The organism is Bacillus cereus group sp. BfR-BA-01524, from assembly GCF_022662595.1.
GTDB classification, from domain to species: Bacteria; Bacillota; Bacilli; order Bacillales; family Bacillaceae_G; genus Bacillus_A; species Bacillus_A thuringiensis_S.
In genome coordinates, this window is record NZ_JAKUDW010000002.1 from 66,128 (window position 1) to 86,812 (window position 20,685).

The following is a 20,685-nucleotide window of genomic DNA, read 5'->3' on the forward strand; positions in this document are numbered from 1 at the left end:
TAGGGCGTTTTACTGACAAAAATTGAGGGATGAAATAATGAAAGATGCGGACAACTAGAAAGTTTGATAATAGTTGTCCGTTTTCTTATATACAAAATTGTTTTTCAAAAGAATGATAAGGGGGATTTGGATGGAGAATTTAGTAGAATGGTTAGTAGGGCAAGTGTGGAGTATCGGTTTAGTTGTTTTTGCATTAGGGGCAGGCGTATATTTCACGATTGCAACACGCTTATTGCAAATTCGTTATTTTAAAGAGATGATTAAACTATTATTTGAAGGAAAGAGTTCAGAGACGGGAATATCATCTTTTCAGGCATTTTGTTTAGCCTTATCAGGAAGAGTTGGAATTGGTAATATCGCAGGGGTAGCGACAGCAATCGCTTTCGGCGGGCCTGGAGCTGTATTTTGGATGTGGGTAATGGCTTTGTTAGGGGCAGCGAGCGCGTTTGTTGAATCAACATTATCTCAAGTATACAAAAGTAAAGTAGGGAATGAATATCGCGGCGGTACTCCATATTTCATTGAGAAAGGTTTAAAAATGAAATGGTTTGCAGTCATTGTAGCGGTAGTTGTAACACTTTCATATGGCGTGTTATTACCAGGTATTCAATCTAGTAGTATCGCAGTTGGATTTGAAAACTCTAATGGTATTAACAAATATATAACTGGTATATTTTTAGTCGTGTTACTAGCAGCAATTATTTTTGGTGGTGTAAAGAGAATTGCTGGCGTTTCTCAAATGCTTGTTCCATTTATGGCAATTGGCTATGTAATTGTTACATGTATCATATTAATTGCGAATGTATCGGATATTCCAAGTATGTTTGCTTTAATTTTCTCTAGCGCATTTGGTGTAAATGAAATGTTTGGTGGAATTGTTGGTGCAGCTATTGCATGGGGCGTCAAACGCGCTGTATTTTCAAACGTTGCTGGTGTCGGAGAAGCGACGTATAGTTCGGCGGCTGCTGAAGTATCGCATCCTGCAAAACAAGGATTAGTTCAAGCGTTTTCCGTATATATCGATACAATTGTCGTATGTACAGCGACAGCTCTTATGATATTAATTACAGGTATGTATAATGTTATACCTGAAGGGAAAAGCGCTATTGTAAAAAACATAGGAAATGTGGAAGCAGGTCCAATTTATACGCAACAAGCAGTTGAAACTGTGATGACAGGGTTTGGTCCAATATTTATTTCAATTGCGATTTTCTTTTTTGCATTTACAACGTTACTCGCTTACTACTATATCGCTGAAACAACACTTACTTATTTAGATCGTCAATTGAAGTATGGCTGGTTAAAACCAGTTTTAAAATTTGGATTTTTAATTATGGTTTACATCGGTAGTGTTGAATCAGCGTCGCTTTTATGGAATCTTGGAGATTTAGGAATTGGTAGTATGGCATGGTTAAACTTAATCGCGATTCTATTATTAAGTAAAATCGCATTAAAAGTGTTAAAAGACTATGAAACGCAGAAAAAAGAAGGGAAAGATCCAGTATTTGATCCTAAAAATGTAGGGATTGAAGGATTAACATTTTGGGAAGAAAGAAGTAAAGAGGTTGAAAGGAAAAGTTCTAGAGAAAAAGTTATAGTAGATGATAATTTAAAATTATAACCTAAATTAACTGAAAATTCTTAATTTCAAAGGGGTATATTGCCTTCATTTCATCACATACTACAATAGGTATGGATAAAATGACTGGAGGGAATAAGATGGAACATGAGCAACATAGTTCGATAAATGATATTCTACACCATTATAAAGAAGGTATAGGTAGTTTTACAAATCAAATTCCTGAAATCGCTGAGACATATAATGCGTTCACGCAAGCTTGTTTTCAAGAGGGTACTTTAACAAAAAGAGAAAAACAACTTATTGCATTAGGAATTAGTTTAGCAACGCAAGATGAGTATTGTACAATTTATCATACAAAAGGTTGTCTTGATCAAGGATGTTCGGATAAAGAGATTCTGGAAGCATGTGGTGTTTCAGCAGCATTTGCTGGCGGAGCTGCGATGAGTCAAGCGGTAACTTTAGTACAAGAATGTTTAACAGAACTGAAAAATCAAAAGCATTGAATAAAAAAACGTTTTAAACTTTATGTTTAAAACGTTTTTTATGTGAAATTAAATTTGAGTATAAAAATTATCTAGGATGGGTTCAATTTATGGTTATACAATAAAGGAAGAATTTCAAATTTAGTAAGAATGAGAAATAACAACTATTTATTTAATTTTAAGGTTTTGTAAAAAGCTTCAATTGTTTCATATAATCAATAGCTTTTGTTTTTCTGTTTAGAAACATAATGTGCTTCATGAAAATCTCTATAGTAACTGTTTACTACTTCTTCAGAAAGAGCTCTGTCAGAGATAGCTCTTTTAACCGCGCAGTATGGTTCGTTTGTATGTGAACAGTTAGAAAATTTATATCTCATAGAAATCTCTTTTATATCTTCATATCCAAAATCAAAATTCGCCTCAAGGTTTATCAAGTCAAATCCTATTTTACTAATAAGAAATCCCTCCACTTTTGAAAGAGTCTTTTAGAAACACACATACAAATTTTATCGTTTTCAGTTTGTATTCACTTTAATATTTCATATCTTTATAAATAGATGTTTCTACATCAGGAAGAACTGTGTATATACTCTTACCGATTAAAACTTCTAATTCTTGCTTAATTGCATAAAAACCTTTCCAATGTAAAGATGTATGAGATGTTGTACCATGACGCAAACCAACTGAAATTAATCTTCTTTCCAGCGTAGTAAAGCCATCTGCGTCAGCAAGAGCGTCACAAAGAGTAATTACTTTATTATATAAGTCGTAGTGACTATGTTCATTCAATATTGCAACTAAGCGGCTTTTCATATGGTCAGGAACGAGATTCCATTCCGCTGCGATATCTATATGTTCATTTTTACAGGGAAATGAGTGTGTCACACAAATAATGGCGTTTCCTGTATATCCTAAATCATTCATATACATATAACCATCATAGGAATGAATGACCGATTTGGTAAAACCTTTGTATCTTCCGATATCATGCAAAAGGGCAGCGTTATATGCTATGTCAGCGTCTAGGTCATACCCTTTTTTGATAAGCTCTATAATTATGTTTTCAGTTGCATGAGCAACATGTATTGAATGTCCAAACCAAGGGCCGGGGTTTTGTTCATATGCCCATTCGAGTAATTCTTTTGCATATGTTCTATCTAATATATATTTCATATAGTTATCCTTTCACTAAAAAAATCATATCCTAAATAAATTCATCTTATTATTTCATTATTCCTTCTTTAAAAATTGTTACAATGAAACAAAAGGGGGAAAAGTAATGCGAAATTTAGTAATTGAAGAAATTAAGCAACTAGAAAATGATATGGAAGAACTTTCGAAACTTTTGAAAACGGTTGTAAATGATGGGGCATCAATTGGTTTTTTGCCTCCACTGGAACAAAAAGACGCAACAAAGTATTGGCAAACAGTATTAGCGCCAGAAGTGATATTGTATGTGGCTAAAATAAACAACGAAGTAGCAGGGAGTATTCAATTACAATTAGTTACAAAGCCAAACGGAATTCATAGAGCCGAGATTTGCAAATTAATGACTCATCCAAACTTTAGACGTAACGGTATTGGACGATTGCTTATGCAAAAAGCAGAGGAACGAGCGAAGGAAGAAAACAGGTCTCTTTTAGTATTAGATACTAGAGAAGGAGATCCTTCCAATAAATTGTACAAATCACTAGACTACCAAGAAGTTGGAACAATACCAGGGTATGCAATTTCTCCGAATGGAAAGTTAGATGCTACGGTTCTTTATTATAAATGCATATAAATTGTGATTAAAAGGTTATCATACTGAATAATAAGAAACTATTTTAACACCGTCTATATTTTTCTGGCGGTGTTAAATAAATTTATTGATATAATCCATTTAACGCACTAAATGAATTTGAGAAAGTTTTTAGAGGGTTCTTTTAGTAATGATTCTCGTCTTATAATAAATGTAGAGAAGATGACTAGCCAACTATAGTTATTTTCGCTTTATTATCGGAAGGGGATGAAAGAATGAAAAAGAATAGTTTACAAAAGATGAAGAAAGTTATTTTAAGTGGTGGCGTATTACTTACGGGATTATTAACATTTGGATTTTCAGAAAAGGCTTCAGCTCATGGATATGTAGAATCACCAGCGAGCCGATCTTATTTATGTAAGCAAGGGGTAAATGTAAATTGTGGACCAATTCAATATGAACCACAAAGTGTAGAAGGGATAGGTGGATTTCCGCAACTAGGACCTTCTGATGGACAAATTGCAGGGGCTGGTCACTTTCCCGCTTTAGATGTTCAAACTGTAGATAGGTGGAAGAAAGTTACGTTAAATGGCGGGACGAATACATTCAAGTGGAAACTAACGGCTCCTCATAGTACGAAAGAGTGGAAATATTATATTACGAAAAAAGGTTGGAATCCAAATAAACCTTTAACGCGATCAGATTTAGATTTAGTGCCATTCTATGTGAAAAATGACGGTGGAGCTAGACCGGGGACAACAGTAACGCACGAAGCAAATGTACCAACTGACCGTAGTGGATACCATCTTATTTTAGCTGTTTGGGAAATTGCAGACACTGGAAATGCGTTTTATCAAGTTATAGATGTAAACCTTGTGAATAATGGCTTAGCTTCAAATTTCGCTTTTAACAATGTAGTGCAAACTCCTACACTATTTTAATTGAAACATATATTTCGATCATCTAATTCATTTTAGATGATTTTTTTTATGAAAATGATGAAAAATATAGAAGAAAGTGCAATTATTTATAAAAAAATATGCTTTAAATATTGTCATATTTGCTTCTTTAAGATATCCTTTTCATGAAGAGGTGGAAAACATGGAAAAAGTACTAGTTTTCGGGCATAAAAACCCAGATACAGATGCAATTTGTTCTGCAATTGCTTATGCAGAATTGAAAAAAGAATTAGGAATGAATGCTGAGCCTGTACGTTTAGGCGAAATCAGCGGTGAAACTCAATTTGCGTTAGACTATTTTAAAGTAGAAGGACCGCGTTTTGTTGAGACAGTAGCAAGCGAAGTGGACAACGTTATTTTAGTTGACCATAACGAGCGTCAACAAAGTGCTAACGATATCGAATCAGTTCGTGTGTTAGAAGTTATTGACCATCACCGTATTGCTAACTTTGAAACAAGCGATCCTATATACTATCGTTGTGAGCCAGTGGGATGTACAGCTACAATCTTAAACAAAATGTACAAAGAAAATGGCGTTACAATTCGTAAAGAAGTTGCAGGTTTAATGTTATCTGCAATTATTTCAGATTCTTTACTATTCAAATCTCCAACTTGCACAGAACAAGACGTAGCAGCTGCTCGTGAATTAGCGGAAATCGCTAGTGTAGATGCTGATAGCTACGGCTTAGAAATGTTAAAAGCTGGTGCTGACTTAAGCGGAAAAACAATGGAGCAATTAATCTCTCTTGACGCTAAAGAATTCCAAATGGGTAATGCGAAAGTTGAAATCGCACAAGTAAACGCTGTTGATACAAACGACGTTCTTGTACACCAAGCGGAACTTGAAAAAGTAATCTCTGCAGTAGTAGAAGAAAAAGGTTTAGACCTATTCTTATTCGTTGTAACTGATATCTTAACTAACGATTCTGTCGGTCTTGCGATCGGTAAAGCAGCAAACGTAGTTGAGAAAGCATACAACGTATCACTAGAAAACAACACAGCTACATTAAAAGGTGTTGTATCTCGTAAAAAACAAATCGTACCAGTATTAACAGAAGCATTCCAAGCTTAATTTTATTGAGTACACATAAACAGCAAGGACAAGTAGTCAGATTGGCTACTTGTCCTTTTTTATCTCTAAAAAACAGAAAATTAAAAACGGGAGGATTGTGTATGTTTAATGATTTGGAGAGTAAATTACAGTCACTTTTAGAGCGAAATATTACGTCGGTTTCAGAATTAGAGAGCTGGCTTTCGGAGGAGCTGCGTTTAAACACAGAAATAGAAGAGGAGTTAACGATCAATTTAATCGCTATGTATAGAAATACAAAAGATAGTAATATACGTGATATACATATGTATAACCAAAATGAAATTCAGCCACTTTTAAAAAGATACAATGCAAAATTTGACCAGAAATTTAGAGATTGTCCGTTTTCTGATTTATTAGATGAGCAGAAATATGGATTTATGAAAAAAGCAAGATTTGTGAAGAGTGAGATGTTTAATGAAAAGAACATAGCGCTTTCCGTTAAAGAGCAAGAACTTATTACGAAATATAGAGAAATAATGTCTAGCATATCTATTAATTGGGAAGGCGAGCAAAAGACGTATGCATACGTAAAAGCAAGGCTAGATAACCCAAATAGAGCTATTCGTGAAAAAGCTTGGTACGCTTTGTGCGAAGCAAGAAGTATAATAAAAATAGAAATAGATTGTATTATGAAGGAACTCGTACAATTGCGGAATCAGATGGCTTTAAATGCAGGGTTTAATAATTATAGTGAATATGCCTTTAAACAAAAAAATAGAGATTACAGTATTGAAGATTGTTATAAGTTTCATGAGTCGATAGAAAAGTGTGTTGTACCAATTTGGAAACAGTTAGGAAGTCTTTTTAAAAAGAATCTTGATGTAAAAACGTATCGTCCTTGGGATCTTGCTCCTTGTAATTTGCAAAAATCTTCATTTGAAAATTACATTGATTTATTGGATGGGGTTGAAGAAATGTTTCGGAAGACAGATTCATGTTTTCATGAGGAATTTACTCATATAAGGAAAGCGGGATTAATTGACGTACAAGAACGGAAAAATAAAGCATCAGGGGCAGCTTGCTTTACCTTACCTCATAGTAAAGACGTTTTTGTTTATTCTAATTTTAGTCCTTCATTTTATGCAATTAATGCATTAATACATGAATTGGGGCATGCATTTCATTTTTATAAACAATTTAACAATGAAAGTAGTATGCAGGAAAGGTACCTTCGTGAAGAGGTGGCGGAACTTTATTCCCTTAGCCTGGAGTTACTATTAATGGATAAGCTTAATATTTTTTATACGCAAGAGGATGATTATAAAGAAGTACAGCGAGTTCAATTATATCGTACTTTATCGTTATTAATATCGTCAGTTTCAGGAGATGTATTTCAGCACTGGCTTTACACAAATCCAAACCATTCACCAGAAGAGCGAGATGAGAAATATATTGAACTATGTAAAAGGTATCAATATTCATCAGTTGATATTGCAGGAGTAGAGAATGAAATTGGTTCGAGTTGGTTTGAGTCATTTCACTTTGTTCAGTTTCCTTTTTATAAAATTGAATATGCAATTGCACAAATAGGATCAATGCAATTGTTTCAAATTTATCGAGAGAATCCGGAACAAGCGATTGCTTTCTTTAAAGAGGGAGCGAGTTCAGATTGGAATTTATCTATACAGGAAATATATAAAAATACAGGTGTTGCGTTTGAATTTTCGGAAGAAAGGATACAAAGTACTGCAAGGGCTATTTTAGATTTGATTAACGAATTAAAATAAGGATAGCGTTAGCTATCCTTATAATCGTTTATTCGTAAGATTTTTTCTTGTTTATATAAAATGTAATGATAGTAGTAATGAAGAAAATAGGTATCGCATACACTTGCCCAACAAATAACTTCCAGCTGACATAATTATAGCCTTCAGATGCTGGAATGATAACGGAAATAACGCAAACGATAAAATAGACTAATAGTGCAGGGATAATATTTTTCATTTTTATGAACCTCCTTTTTAATTTTATTCATACATCCTCATATTACAATTCGTTTTTAATATTTTGAAGAAAAAATGCAAAAATTTTATGGTATTATAATATTTGCAACGAGAGTAATCCATAGTACGTATATGGTAAAATGTGTAATTTTAACTTTCAGAATTATTATATAGTATTTCGAGAGAAAAATGTACAAAATAACGAATTTTATTTACAGAAGTAAAGGGAGTAGAAATATATATGAAAAGGCTATGTATAATTCCATGTGGAAAAAAGAAAATTTGGGATAAGTATTCAAACTACGGACCGATGGAAGCAAAAGATGTATATATTAGTCCGTTCGGAAAAGCATGTCAGACGTACGCAACTATGTTTTTCGAAAACTGGGTTATATTATCAGCGAAACATGGATTTTTAAGACCAAATGATATTGTATTAGAAAACTATGATCTTGCATTTGATTCAAAAAGCGATGAGGTAATAAGTATAGAGCAATTACAAAAACAGATGGTAGATAAAAGTTTACTACAGTTTGACGAAATCGTCTTACTAGCGGGAAAAAAGCATAAAAAAGTAGTGACAAAGTTATATCCAGAAGAAATGATTACATATCCGTTAGAAGGATGCAAAGGGATTGGGTATATGTTGCAGAGGTTGAAAGAGGCAGTGAAGGAAGAGGCGGAAATATAGGTATAGTTTCGATCACCATGATCTTAAACTTTATTTAGGGAACTAAAACGTAAAATAGAGTTTTTAAGCATCGCCAAAAAGGTGATGCTTTTTTGTTCGTGTCACCATTCAAGTTAATGCAATTTAGAGAACAAAGAATCCGATTTGTGAAGTGACATCTCTTTTTAAAATCGAAAACGAATTGCCTTCACCTTTAGAAAATGTAGGATATATGGGTACAGTTAAGATTGTAAGTGGGAATAGCAATAAGACAAGTTTTGAATAGGATATTAAGAAAGGAGATGTTGATGAATAATGGCCAGATATAGTTTGCACGGAGGACACAATAGTATTGTTCAAGGTGCTAATTTTGGGAATCGGAGAGAACACGTTCTAGATAGGCAAGTTAAAGATGCTGTGGCGGCTAAGTTAAGAGCCTTAGGACACACGGTTTATGACGATACGGACGAGGTAGGGACAACTCAATCACAAAATTTAAATAATATCATTCGTAAAAGCAATTCCAATGCTGTGGATTTAGTTATTTCTTTTCATCTTAATGCGAGCAATGGAAATGGACAGGGTGTTGAGGTTCTGTATTATGATCAGAAAGACTTAGCGGCTAAAATCTCAGCTCAACTAGCAAAAGATATTGGATGGCGTGATCGAGGTGCGAAACAGCGTACAGATTTAGCGGTATTAAATGGGACGAAAGCACCTGCTATTCTTATAGAATTAGGATTTATTGACAATGAGTCCGACATGGCAAAATGGAATGTTGATAAAATCGCTAATTCTATTGTATTTGCTCTTACAGGACAAACTGGAGGAGGTGCAGTGGATTTGCTCAAAGTAAAAACTGGCGGTGTAGCATTTAGTAATTTACAAGCCTTAGCTCAAGCAATGGTTGATGCAGGTATTGATGGACAAATTATCGTTCAGAAAGATGGCATTGGTTATGCTATAACGAATGGCTACCAAGCTGGAAATATCGATAAATTTACAGCTTGGTTAGATGCACGTAAGTGGTACTATGAGTATGTGAGATAAAGTGAAACTTTAATCAGCCTTCACCAATCGGGCTTTTACGGGCAGCCCGCCCCCAGCTAACTTCGTTGCTTCCGCTGAATTTTGAGGTGGGGGTCTTACTGCCCGTTAATGCGGGGTAAAACTAATGATTAGTGGGTTGAAAATACAAGTTGGCTTTTATTGTTTTAATTATATACTTTAGTTTTTGGAATAATCATCTTTTAAATCTGCAATAATATTCTATTTTTCGATACATAAGTTAAATTTTAAATCATTATCAATTAATACAAAATCTCTACTGCTAATTAAAAAACTGACTTGATTGTTTAAGGGATAAGAGCAAAAAATACAAGCTCTGAATATGATAATAAAAAAGGAGATGATGAATTATGGGTTACATTGTAGATATTTCAAAATGGAATGGCAATATTAACTGGGATATCGCAGCCCCACAATTAGATTTCGTAATTGCACGTGTGCAAGATGGTTCAAATTATGTTGATCCTTTATATAAAAATTATGTACAAGCAATGAAAGTAAGAAATATTCCGTTTGGTAATTACGCGTTCTGTCGTTTCGTTTCAGTAGAGGATGCACGGATAGAAGCGAGAGACTTTTGGAACCGTGGTGATAAAAATGCAACAGTTTGGGTAGCTGACGTAGAAGTAAGAACAATGAACGATATGAGAACGGGTGCACAAGCCTTTATTGATGAATTACGCAGATTAGGAGCTAAGAAAGTCGGTTTATATATTGCTCATCATATGTATGCTCCATTTGGAATGGCAAATGTCAATTCTGATTTTATATGGATTCCTCGTTATGGTGGTAACAAACCGGCGTATCCATGTGATATTTGGCAATACACAGAAACAGGGAATGTAGCTGGTATCGGAAAGTGTGATTTAAATGAGCTAATTGGAAATAAACCGTTAGCTTGGTTCACAAATCAAACTGTTGAGCCAATAAAAAAACAAGAAGGGGTTGGAATTATAGTGAATAAATATAACAAAGTAGTTACTTATGAATTTGGTGTAAATTTAATTCCTGACATGATTCAAATGATGGATAAGCTTGGATATACTTCTAAAATAATATCTCGCGGAAATAACCAAGGGCTTGTGTATTTTGAGACAGATTATCGTCAAGGGAACGAACTGGACAAAGCAACGGCTTGGTTAGATACGAAAGGAATTAAATTTTTTTATACAAAAGAGTAGCTTGCTAAATAAAAATAAGAGCCGTCATGTGACGGCTTTTTATTTTAATGTAATCTGCTAACTCTACTTATGATACGGAGAAAATAGACTAATATACAAGCCTTTGTATACTTTCAAACATAGAATATGATGAATTCTATTTAGGAGGAAGTATATTCATGGGGAATACTTGTCATTGTGGGCATTCCCGAAATTGTAATAAATTTTGGGATGATTTAATGTTTGAGAGATGTAGATGTAAACGCAGAGATTTTCACGAATGTTGTTGCAAAGAGAAACCGAAATGTGAGTGTGAAAAATGTCATTGTAAAACAAAACAGAAATGCCATTGTAGAGGTGAAGAGGAAGGAGATTAATAATAAAAAAGAGTACGATACGTACTCTTTTTTTGGGGGGAATTATAATCCATCTTGAACAGATTTCTTTACAATTACCCATGTGTCTTTCTTTTTAACCGTTATAGCTACATTAGTTCCATTAGATTCCTTATAAAAGATATATCCATTGTTTGAGTTTACATATGTTACTGGCTCGCCTATGCAATCTCGCGAGCAGGATTTGTTGACCAGTTCAATTAGGGATAGTTCGCTTGGATCGGTTTTACTTGCTTCTATAACAGCATCAAGGCTTGTTTTTCGATAACCTTGCAAGTTTATATGAAAAAGCTGCTCTATTTCTCCTGTAATGCTAGTATTCATTACTTCTACTGAATTCTTTTTTTCTTGAAGGAATCCGTTTTTATAAAGTAATTTTGTATATCCAATCCATGCTATTAATACTAGCATGAAAAACATACCCGTCATTTTAAGTATTCGAAGTCGTTTGCTTATAATTGTTTCTGAGTATTTCATTCAGTCTAATCCTCCAATGTTTTTAATTTAAATTATGCTTGGATACGTATTTTTAGAAGGGGATGAGGGTGAATGAGTTTTCAATAAAAAAGAAAACATCCAGAGTTAGATGCTTTCTTTTTTGTATTTTTCGCTATCTGTTAGTTACATGTTTCATAAGTGGTCTTATTTCTTTAACCGGTGGTTTCTTATCATAGGCATCAACGTAAGAAAAGTAGTAGTTTAAGTTTCTTAGAAGACCTTTTCCTATTTTTGCACTTAAGAAAGGAAATACTTGTCCGGTATAATCATCGAGAGATTTACAGTAATATTTTTCGTCTAAATATATGCTGTATTTACATGTTAGTTCTACTAAAGGATTACCTTCATCATCAAATACTTCTTTAGAATCAATAATATCTATTAGTGCAAATTTTTCATTTAGGTAAACTTTCTTTTTTTTCTCGTGTTTATTTGTGAGTATAAAAACGAGACCAATGGCGTTAATCAAACTATTTCCTCCTATAAAAAACGGATATTAATAAAATATATCGATATAAGCTAAATGTAAAGAGGAGAGGTGAAATATCATGGATAAAAATAAGTCGATTTATGTTGGGAAATCGACTTATTTTTATCCAGTATTAATGAGTAGTAACCTACTCTGATTAAAGTTTCACTTTATTGAAATACTTGCGGGAATTGTTTTACGATTGCGTTTGTTATCATGTCGGCCATTTCTAATGCTTCTTTTTCAATTTTATCGTAAAGTTTTACTCCTGCTTCATAATCTTTGTTTAGGAAGGCAAGTGCTTCTGCTTTCGTTAGTGCTAAATGTTCATAAAACATTTTTCTAAATTCTTCTTTATCAATATATGGGTTAATACTGTTAAGAAATTCAGTAATTTCATCACCATTAGCGTACCATTTTTTCTCTATAGCGGCCGCTGCATTTTGATCACCAGTTTTTGCGGCTTTAACAAGATCTGCTGCAATTACTAAGTGATCTTTAATTAATGCACTATATTTTTTCACTGCATCCTCACCGTAAAACGGTTCAAGTGATAGTCCCATATGTGTTGCGTTTTGTAGAAGCCGTCCAACAGTAACGTTAACATCTGGTAAATTAAATACAATACTTATAATAGCCAATCTCGTCCAAGCGACGTGTTGTTCCCATAAAGAGCGCATATACCCTTTTAAAAAATTCTCGTTTTTACTAATTCGGTAGTTACGTACGGACAAATCATAGTTTACATAAGGGTTATGGTAGGGGGAGTAATACGATTGCCAATAAGAATACATAAATAGTAACACTCCTTTGAACATGTATAACTCAAAGTATGATAAATATTTATTTTTAGTTACGTGTCCTAGATTATTTTTAGGGAATTTGAAATGGAGAAATTCAATGAATGATGTTGTGGTATATATGAATAAAATGAATATAAAGTAAAAGAGGGTCTGCAAGGGAAGTTGCAGACCCTCAAAAGGGTATTGCCGAGATGTCGGACTCGACTACGTAATGTTATCATAAAATTCTTTTGAAAAAACCTGGTAAATGTGTCCAAATGAAATTGGTACCGTCATAAAGTCAAAGGGACCTGCTTCCCGCGGCAGGCCCCATTAACTAGATAATGTCGATGAGCAAAAACTCATCTGGAGTACTTTTATAGTAACAAGTAAAATGTGTTTTGTGTATTGAGAAAGAAGAATTGCATAATTATATGTGAACAATTTAAATCCCAACAATTTATGATTATCATTAATTGTTGGGATTTAAATATGGTTATAAAATGGAGAAAAGACTTGGAAGTGAGATTGAAGTGGACAGAAGTATGTAATCATGAAAAAGACCTGCTAATATGAGCAGGTCAACTTAAGGGGTTTATTCAACAGATTATTATATATGGTAACAACTGAATTGTAGTAAGTCTATACATTTAATATTGAGAAAACTTCTGTGAATGATACATTTTTTGCGCATATATTAACGTCTAAAAAATTGAGAAAGAAAATGTAAAAGCTTTTTATAAGAGAATAATGGCTGATACTTATAGTATGATTCATATTTCCACGCATCATTATTAGAGAATTGGAATTGTGTTGTTTTCTTTTTTGCCGTGATGGAACTCATATTACGATGTTTCATATAGTAACCTCCTGAATTTATATGTATACAATTAGTAGTATTCAAGAAATGGAAATAAAATGAACATCTAAATTGAAACTCTTTCTTCATGTGTACTGGATTTACGTTATAAATGTTGTAAAACATATAAAACACGGATGCTAATTCATATTAAATATAGAATAATGAAAAAACAATAAGCATTTATTCATCCCTTTCAAGTCGTATAAGTGATTGATATAATAGAAGTAGATGAAAGATAAAGAAAAGCAGGTGACTCTTTTTTGTTTACTAAAGCACAAGAACTTTTAGCGTCCTACTTTGGTTATTCTTCGTTTCGAAGAGGACAAGATGAAACAATTAAAAATGTACTAGATGGGAAAGATACAGTTTGTATTATGCCAACAGGTGGCGGTAAGTCGATTTGTTATCAAATTCCGGCATTAGTATTTGAAGGAACGACGTTGGTTATATCCCCTTTAATATCACTTATGAAGGATCAAGTAGATACATTGGTACAGAATGGCATTTCAGCTACATATATTAATAGTTCTATTTCTATTGCTGAAGCAAATCAGCGAATTCAATTAGCGAAACAAGGACATTACAAGTTACTTTATGTGGCGCCTGAGCGTCTTGATTCGATGGAGTTTGTTGACCAACTTATCGATATGAAAATCCCTATGATTGCGATTGATGAAGCACACTGTATTTCACAGTGGGGACATGATTTCCGTCCAAGTTATTTACATATACATCGCATATTAGATTATCTTCCAGAAAAACCGCTCGTATTAGCATTAACAGCAACAGCAACACCGCAAGTACGTGATGATATTTGTAACACACTTGAAATTAATCAAGAAAATACAATTATGACAACGTTTGAGCGAGAGAACTTATCGTTTTCTGTCATTAAAGGACAAGATCGAAATGCATATTTGGCGGATTATATTCGTCAAAATCAAAAGGAATCTGGGATTATATATGCAGCTACTAGAAAAGTAGTCGATCAGTTATATGAAGATTTAATGAAGGCAGGAGTTTCTGTATCAAAATATCATGCTGGTATGAGTGATAGTGATCGAAATGAGCAACAAGAACTCTTTTTACGAGATGAAGTAAGTGTAATGGTAGCAACATCTGCATTCGGGATGGGTATTGATAAATCGAATATTCGTTACGTAATTCATTATCAGCTTCCAAAAAATATGGAAAGTTACTATCAAGAAGCAGGACGTGCTGGTCGTGATGGATTAGATAGTACATGTATATTGTTATATTCTTCTCAAGATGTACAAGTACAGCGTTTTTTAATTGATCAATCAACTGGAGAATCACGTTTTTCAAATGAACTTGAAAAATTGCAAAATATGACCGATTACTGTCATACAGAACAATGTTTACAATCATTCATTTTGCAATACTTTGGAGAAGAACCGAAAGAAGATTGTGGACGCTGTGGTAATTGTACAGACGATCGTGAGAGCATTGATGTGACAAGGGAATCACAAATGGTTTTATCATGCATGATTAGAACGAACCAACGCTTTGGAAAGCAAATGATAGCACAAGTATTAACGGGTTCGAAAAATAAGAAAGTTATTGAATTTAATTTTCATACTTTACCAACGTATGGGCTTTTATCGAACCGTAGTGTAAAAGAGGTCAGTGAGTTTATTGAGTTTTTAATTTCAGATGAGTTAATTGCAGTTGAACATGGCACTTATCCGACGTTAAAAGTAACAGAAAAAGGGAAAGAAGTATTACTTGGTAAAGAGAATGTTTTACGAAAAGAACGAGTAGAAACAAGACAAATTGTTCAAGACCATCCTTTATTTGAAGTGCTTCGTGAAGTACGTAAAGAAATTGCACAAGGAGAAGGTGTACCTCCGTTCGTTATTTTCTCTGACCAAACATTGAAAGATATGTGCGTGAAAATGCCACAAAGTGATTCCGAATTGTTGACGGTAAAAGGTATCGGAGAACACAAACTTGTGAAATATGGCTCGCACTTCTTACAAGCAGTTCAGCATTTTATTGAAGAAAATCCAAATTATGCTGAAACGATTAAGACAGAAGTAGTTTCAGAACGTAAAAAGGCAGGAAAAGCGTCCGCGAATTCTCATTTAGAAACGTATGAAATGTATAAACAAGGTATTGATTTGAATGAGATTGCAAAAGAACGCAACTTATCAAGACAAACAATAGAAAACCATTTAATTCGCTGCTACGAGGATGGAATGGAAGTAGAGTGGAAAAGTTTTGTTCCGGCAGAGTATGAATCTCTTATTGAAACTGCCGTTCAAAATGCAGAGGGTGGTCTGAAATCTATTAAAGAACAGCTTCCGAATGAAGTGAGTTACTTTATGATTCGTGCTTATTTACAAATAAGAAAGTAGAGACATATAAAGGGGATAAGAATTTATGTATCATATTTTCGTTTATGGCACGTTAAGAAGAGGACAAACGAATGCTCATTATATGCTAGGTGCAACGTACATTCCAGACAGAGCTTGGACATATGGAAAATTATTTGATACGAACGAAGGATATCCGGCCATGACTTATTCGATTGAAGAAAAGGTGTATGGAGAAGTTTATGTAGTAAATGATGAGATATTGTGTAAGTTAGATGAACTAGAAGAATATACAGGTAATGCGGAGACTGATTTATATGATCGAATTACGCAAACAGTATATGTTGCTGATAGGAAAATAGAGGCATATGTGTATATCGCTCAAGATAAAAAGATGATATTAAAAGTTATTGATTCTGGTGACTGGGTGGAGTATCAAAAAGAAAAATAAGAGTAGCTAAAGAGTAGATAGTGGTATAATCCATTATCTATTTTTTATACTTTCACTTTCAAAATTCTTATTATTTTGATAAATTGTAAATATAGTGAAATCAAAAGGAGGATTTTTCATGGGGATTAGAAATTTAGTTTCTCACCTGTAACAGAAAAATAATTTGCAGGAGGAGAATAATAATGAACGAATTAAATGTAAAAGAATTTTATAAAAAACAATTTGAACTAATAAGCTATGATATAAATAATGAAAATTGGTTACAGGAAGTTGCTAAAGAAGTGCAAGAACAAGTTGGATATCCAATTCAGACAATGTTAGAACTAGGGGCTGGAAATGGCGGATTTGCAAGGGCGATGTCTAATTTGAATGTAAAAATGACTACTGTTGAGCTTGTACCGGAGTTAGCTATGTTTGCAAAAAAACATTCTACTAATGACATTGAGGTTCATTGCGCCGATTTTTATAAAATTAACTTTAAAGAAAAGTTTGATGTTATTTGTTATTTAGACGGATTTGGTGTAGGAACCGATGAAGAACAATTATTTTTATTAAAACGTATACATAACTGGTTGAAAGATGATGGATGTGCACTTATTGATATTTATCAACCGTTATATTGGGAAAAGGCCAATGGACAAGAAATGCCGATAGGTTCTGCAATGCGAAAGTATGAATATGATAGTGAAAATGCAAGAATGCTAGACCATTGGTGGGAAATAGATTCTTCAAATGATATCGTGACACAATCTTTACGCTGCTATGCTGTAGATGAGATTAGTAATTTATGTGCTGAGGCTCATTTAAGTATAGTTGGGATTTTCCCAGGAGGAGCGTATGATTTTGAAGCTGGGAAATATAAAGAGCAATCATCTTTAAATGAATGTTTATCATATCGAGTAAAAGTGAAAAAGAGTAGGGATTAAATCCTTACTCTTTTTACTTTTATTGTGTGAATAAATGTCGTTCTCTTTTTATTCTTATAGTTCTTAGTACGATTCCAATTCCGAGAAATAAAACAGTAGCAGCGACCCCGCTAATAGGGTTTAACCAAAAATCACTACTGTTTGTAAGAGTAATAATCCCTGTTATTGTAACTAAAACAGTAGGAACAGCATCCTCGATCGCATGCATGATAACGCATGGCCAGACTGATTTTGTAAGTCTATATATTTCAACATACATAATTGACCAACAAACCATAAGGATACAGCCAGATAAAAGCGTATTTAATCTTGAGATAGATTCAAAATATTCATTTGGCAAAAAGACTATATAATATGCAGCATGCCAAAGTGCCCAAATTAAACCAGAAATAATATAAATGTACCAATCGTTTAGATTTAGTTCAATCAACTTTGGAGTTAAATAACCACGCCAAGAAAACTCTTCAAAAATATTTTTAATAAAGTTACCAATAGTAGACATGACTATGAGTGACAATAACGTGGATATATCAAAACTAGAAATATGAGCTACTCCAAAAATGAGCGATATGCTTATCGTTATTACTGTAACGAATGGATAAATAAGTAGTGCAGTGAAATACCATATAAAGTTTCCTTTTAAATTGGGCTTGATGCCAAAATCATTCCAATCTCGGCTAATGACTCTAAGGAAAATGCTTACGAGGAAAGGGAATATTAGCCATAATCCCATACCTAAAGTGTTTCCTTCAGGTTGATCTGTTAGAAGAAAATCTAGAAATACCCCAATCCATCCACTGGCCAAAACAATGAATACAAAAATAAGTAAATATAACTTTAGCGGTTTCTTTTTCGCGACTTTCATTTGAATAGACTCCTTTACTTTAATTTATCCTACTATTTGTGGGCAGTAAAACCACACTTATAAAATTTTCACTTTATGTATCTTTGACTTTTACATTGTTTGTCAATATATAAATTAAATAGGTGACAAATAGAAAGTGGTATCTTTTGTATGCATCACTATACTATATGTGTAGTGATGTGATTTAGATGTTGTATAAAAGTAAGTTTTTTCGGAAAATTTAAATTGAAACTATTGACTTTACGATTGAATTTTTAATACAATGATAATTCGACTGAAAAATTAGAACGGACAGGAGGGAATCGTCGAAATGAGCAACATATTTGAAGATGAGTTACAAAAAATGAAGGATACTTTACATACGATGGATGAGCAATTGGATAAGCTTGAAAAAATCCCAGTTTATTATGGGGAAGATTTTAAGGAGCAAATTCTTGAAAGTATGAGAGAGTCTAATAGACAAAATTTACGTATTGGTGTGCAAGAGCCGTACTTTGGAAGGTTAGATTTTCAGGAAGATGGTAAAGAAGCAGTTATGCCGATTTATATTGGAAAAGTAGGGGTTTCGGATATGGACACGATGAAACCAATCATTATTGATTGGAGAGCACCTGTCGCAAGTATGTTTTATTCATTTACCGGTGGAGAAGAATTAGCATTTTATCAATCACCAGATGGGTTAGTAGAAGGTGATGTGTATTTAAAACGAAACATTTCTATTCGAAAAAGAGAACTTGAACGTGTTGTTGATACATATGTAAAAGGAAATGAAGATGTATCGCATGCCGATGATTTTCTTCTATATCGATTAGGTGAGAATAAAGATAATAAGCTAAAGGATATTGTTTCAACGATTCAATCGGAACAAAATGATATTATTCGTGCGGAAAGAAACTTGCCATTATTAATTCAAGGGGTTGCAGGGAGCGGAAAGACAACAATCGCTTTACATCGCCTTGCTTTTTTAATTTATGAATATCGTGAGCAGCTAGAAGCTGAGAGAATGATTGTATTCGCTCCAAACAGTTTATTTTTAGACTACATTTCCAGCGTACTTCCTGAATTAGGGGTAGGAAATATTAGTCAAACAACGTTTCCAGATTGGGCATTACGTACATTAGAGGGTTCCGTGAAACTAAAGCAGACAGAAGAAAAACTGAAAGAAGCCTTTTCAATTAATCGCGATGAAAGAAAGATTATGATTGGTAAATTAAAAGGTACGCTAGAATTTAAGGCGTTTATAGAAGAAAGAATGACTCAATTTGAAAACGATTTAGTGCCAACAAAAGATTTTGAGGCATGGGATAAAGCTGTTATTCCAGTGGAAGACGTTAAAAAATGGATGCAAGTGGAATATAAACATTATCCATTAAAGAAGAGAAGAGAACGTTTAGTCGGCCGTATGAAACGTTGGATTGAAATTGAACTTAAAAAGTATGGAGAAACAAACGAGAAAAAGTTACTAAAAAAAGAAGCAACAAAGAGATTGAACACCTATATGAATTTTTGGCCAAAAATGAGCCCACTTTCACTATACAGTTCAATGTTGAAAAGCAAAGAAATACTCGAAGTATTACCTGAAGAACTTGTTCAAGAAACAGAAAAGAGTTGTCGTAAAAAAGAAGTGTATGTAGAAGATTTACCAGCTTTAATATACATACATCATCGTATAACAGGGATTGAAATCGGGCAGAAGTTTCATCACGTTGTTATTGATGAAGCGCAAGATTTTTCGCCTTTCCAAGTTTATGTATTAAAAGAAATTACACTAGGTAATTCTTTCACTATATTAGGTGATTTATCGCAAGCGATTTATGATTACCAAGGAATTGAAGATTGGAGTGCTTTTAAGGAAGTATTCCAAGAAACAGGATATTATGAACTGACAAGAAGTTATCGTTCTACAAAAGAAATTATTGAATTTGCTAATGAAATAATTAAAAATGCAGAAATTCCAGTAGGACTCGCAACACCAGTCTTCCGCAGTGGAGAAGATGTGAAAGTGATTTATGCAGAAGATCAATTTATTGAAATTGTGAAGACGATAAAACATTTGCAAAATGCAGATGTGAAAACAATTGCGGTAATAGGAAGAACAGAAGATGAATGCCGTCATATGTATGAGAAATTAACTGATGCAGGTTTAACGGTAAACGTCATTGAAGCAAACCAAAGTAAATATGAAGGCGGTATTTCTGTAGTACCTGTCTATTTAGCGAAAGGTTTAGAATTTGATGCAGTTCTTTTAATTGATGTGGATGAGGAACATTACAAAAATACAAAACATGATGCAAAGTTACTATATGTCGGATGTACGAGATCACTTCATGATTTATGGATTTTCCATAGCGGAAAAGCGTCACCTTTAATTAAAGGATTAAAATAAAGTGAAACTATAATCAG

General features: G+C 33.6%; 21 protein-coding genes and 1 pseudogene. 14 read left to right on the forward strand and 8 right to left on the reverse strand.

Annotation, left to right across the window (positions count from 1 at the left end; translation table 11 throughout):
* Positions 1-130: 130 nt before the first annotated feature.
* A complete protein-coding gene (locus MR170_RS01200) occupies positions 131-1,621 on the forward strand; it encodes an alanine/glycine:cation symporter family protein (RefSeq protein ID WP_242306847.1) in 1,491 nt (496 codons plus the stop codon).
* 71 nt (positions 1,622-1,692) lie between these two features.
* Positions 1,693-2,085, forward strand: coding sequence for a carboxymuconolactone decarboxylase family protein (locus MR170_RS01205; RefSeq protein ID WP_172452194.1), 393 nt, complete (start codon positions 1,693-1,695; stop codon positions 2,083-2,085).
* Positions 2,086-2,242: 157 nt separating this feature from the next.
* Here the strand turns inward: MR170_RS01205 and MR170_RS01210 are convergent.
* A pseudogene (locus tag MR170_RS01210) lies at positions 2,243-2,534 on the reverse strand (hypothetical protein).
* A gap of 61 nt (positions 2,535-2,595) precedes the next feature.
* Positions 2,596-3,237, reverse strand: coding sequence for an HD domain-containing protein (locus MR170_RS01215; protein WP_242306849.1), 642 nt, complete (start codon positions 3,235-3,237; stop codon positions 2,596-2,598).
* A 106-nt stretch (positions 3,238-3,343) separates the two neighbouring features.
* On the opposite strand from MR170_RS01215, the gene MR170_RS01220 reads away from it, so the two are divergent.
* From MR170_RS01220 to MR170_RS01235, 4 genes are all read left to right on the forward strand, one after another.
* Entirely contained in the window at positions 3,344-3,847 is a 504-nt protein-coding gene (locus tag MR170_RS01220) for a GNAT family N-acetyltransferase (RefSeq protein WP_016081273.1), read from the forward strand.
* Positions 3,848-4,080: 233 nt separating this feature from the next.
* Positions 4,081-4,746 carry a lytic polysaccharide monooxygenase gene (locus MR170_RS01225; RefSeq protein WP_016081274.1) on the forward strand — a complete coding sequence of 222 codons (666 nt, stop codon included), beginning with the start codon at positions 4,081-4,083 and terminating at the stop codon, positions 4,744-4,746.
* 160 nt (positions 4,747-4,906) lie between these two features.
* Complete coding sequence (ppaC, locus tag MR170_RS01230; RefSeq protein ID WP_029442553.1) at positions 4,907-5,836, forward strand: manganese-dependent inorganic pyrophosphatase; 930 nt, start codon at positions 4,907-4,909, stop codon at positions 5,834-5,836.
* A gap of 101 nt (positions 5,837-5,937) precedes the next feature.
* Complete coding sequence (locus tag MR170_RS01235) at positions 5,938-7,584, forward strand: M3 family oligoendopeptidase (RefSeq protein ID WP_242306851.1); 1,647 nt, start codon at positions 5,938-5,940, stop codon at positions 7,582-7,584.
* 28 nt (positions 7,585-7,612) lie between these two features.
* On the opposite strand, the gene MR170_RS01240 is transcribed toward MR170_RS01235, so the two are convergent.
* Complete coding sequence (locus MR170_RS01240; RefSeq protein ID WP_016081277.1) at positions 7,613-7,801, reverse strand: DUF4017 family protein; 189 nt, start codon at positions 7,799-7,801, stop codon at positions 7,613-7,615.
* A 240-nt stretch (positions 7,802-8,041) separates the two neighbouring features.
* Between MR170_RS01240 and MR170_RS01245 the strand changes: the two genes are divergently transcribed.
* From MR170_RS01245 to MR170_RS01260, 4 genes are all read left to right on the forward strand, one after another.
* Positions 8,042-8,491 carry a DUF6884 domain-containing protein gene (locus tag MR170_RS01245; protein WP_242306853.1) on the forward strand — a complete coding sequence of 150 codons (450 nt, stop codon included), beginning with the start codon at positions 8,042-8,044 and terminating at the stop codon, positions 8,489-8,491.
* A 294-nt stretch (positions 8,492-8,785) separates the two neighbouring features.
* Positions 8,786-9,520, forward strand: a complete 735-nt coding sequence (locus MR170_RS01250; RefSeq protein ID WP_029442551.1) for an N-acetylmuramoyl-L-alanine amidase — start codon at positions 8,786-8,788, stop codon at positions 9,518-9,520.
* Between the two features lie 368 nt (positions 9,521-9,888).
* The gene (locus MR170_RS01255; protein ID WP_029442550.1) at positions 9,889-10,719 is read left to right on the forward strand and encodes a GH25 family lysozyme; all 831 of its coding nucleotides are present in this window, start codon (positions 9,889-9,891) and stop codon (positions 10,717-10,719) included.
* Positions 10,720-10,941: 222 nt separating this feature from the next.
* Positions 10,942-11,133, forward strand: a complete 192-nt coding sequence (locus MR170_RS01260) for a hypothetical protein (protein WP_242306855.1) — start codon at positions 10,942-10,944, stop codon at positions 11,131-11,133.
* Here the strand turns inward: MR170_RS01260 and MR170_RS01265 are convergent.
* The 4 genes from MR170_RS01265 to MR170_RS01280 all read right to left on the reverse strand — a co-directional run bounded on the left by MR170_RS01265 (position 11,118) and on the right by MR170_RS01280 (position 13,701).
* Positions 11,118-11,570, reverse strand: a complete 453-nt coding sequence (locus MR170_RS01265; protein ID WP_242306857.1) for a hypothetical protein — start codon at positions 11,568-11,570, stop codon at positions 11,118-11,120. The genes MR170_RS01260 and MR170_RS01265 overlap by 16 nt on opposite strands.
* A gap of 133 nt (positions 11,571-11,703) precedes the next feature.
* Positions 11,704-12,060, reverse strand: a complete 357-nt coding sequence (locus tag MR170_RS01270; RefSeq protein WP_016081282.1) for a hypothetical protein — start codon at positions 12,058-12,060, stop codon at positions 11,704-11,706.
* A gap of 170 nt (positions 12,061-12,230) precedes the next feature.
* Positions 12,231-12,854: a hypothetical protein gene (locus MR170_RS01275; protein ID WP_016081283.1), complete on the reverse strand. Its 624-nt coding sequence runs from the start codon at positions 12,852-12,854 to the stop codon at positions 12,231-12,233.
* Positions 12,855-13,539: 685 nt separating this feature from the next.
* Positions 13,540-13,701 carry a hypothetical protein gene (locus MR170_RS01280; RefSeq protein ID WP_016081284.1) on the reverse strand — a complete coding sequence of 54 codons (162 nt, stop codon included), beginning with the start codon at positions 13,699-13,701 and terminating at the stop codon, positions 13,540-13,542.
* Positions 13,702-13,964: 263 nt separating this feature from the next.
* Here MR170_RS01280 and recQ point away from each other — a divergent pair, with 263 nt between their 5' ends.
* The 3 genes from recQ (at position 13,965) to MR170_RS01295 (ending at position 17,417) form a co-directional block, all read left to right on the forward strand.
* On the forward strand, positions 13,965-16,082 hold the full coding sequence (recQ, locus tag MR170_RS01285) for a DNA helicase RecQ (protein ID WP_016081285.1): 2,118 nt from the start codon (positions 13,965-13,967) through the stop codon (positions 16,080-16,082).
* A gap of 25 nt (positions 16,083-16,107) precedes the next feature.
* The gene (locus tag MR170_RS01290; RefSeq protein WP_242306866.1) at positions 16,108-16,491 is read left to right on the forward strand and encodes a gamma-glutamylcyclotransferase family protein; all 384 of its coding nucleotides are present in this window, start codon (positions 16,108-16,110) and stop codon (positions 16,489-16,491) included.
* A 182-nt stretch (positions 16,492-16,673) separates the two neighbouring features.
* Positions 16,674-17,417, forward strand: a complete 744-nt coding sequence (locus MR170_RS01295) for a class I SAM-dependent methyltransferase (RefSeq protein ID WP_242306875.1) — start codon at positions 16,674-16,676, stop codon at positions 17,415-17,417.
* A gap of 19 nt (positions 17,418-17,436) precedes the next feature.
* Here the strand turns inward: MR170_RS01295 and MR170_RS01300 are convergent, their stop codons facing one another.
* The gene (locus tag MR170_RS01300) at positions 17,437-18,282 is read right to left on the reverse strand and encodes a CPBP family glutamic-type intramembrane protease (protein ID WP_016081288.1); all 846 of its coding nucleotides are present in this window, start codon (positions 18,280-18,282) and stop codon (positions 17,437-17,439) included.
* A 310-nt stretch (positions 18,283-18,592) separates the two neighbouring features.
* On the opposite strand from MR170_RS01300, the gene MR170_RS01305 reads away from it, so the two are divergent.
* Positions 18,593-20,668, forward strand: coding sequence for a HelD family protein (locus MR170_RS01305; RefSeq protein ID WP_016081289.1), 2,076 nt, complete (start codon positions 18,593-18,595; stop codon positions 20,666-20,668).
* The last annotated feature ends 17 nt before the right edge of the window (positions 20,669-20,685 follow it).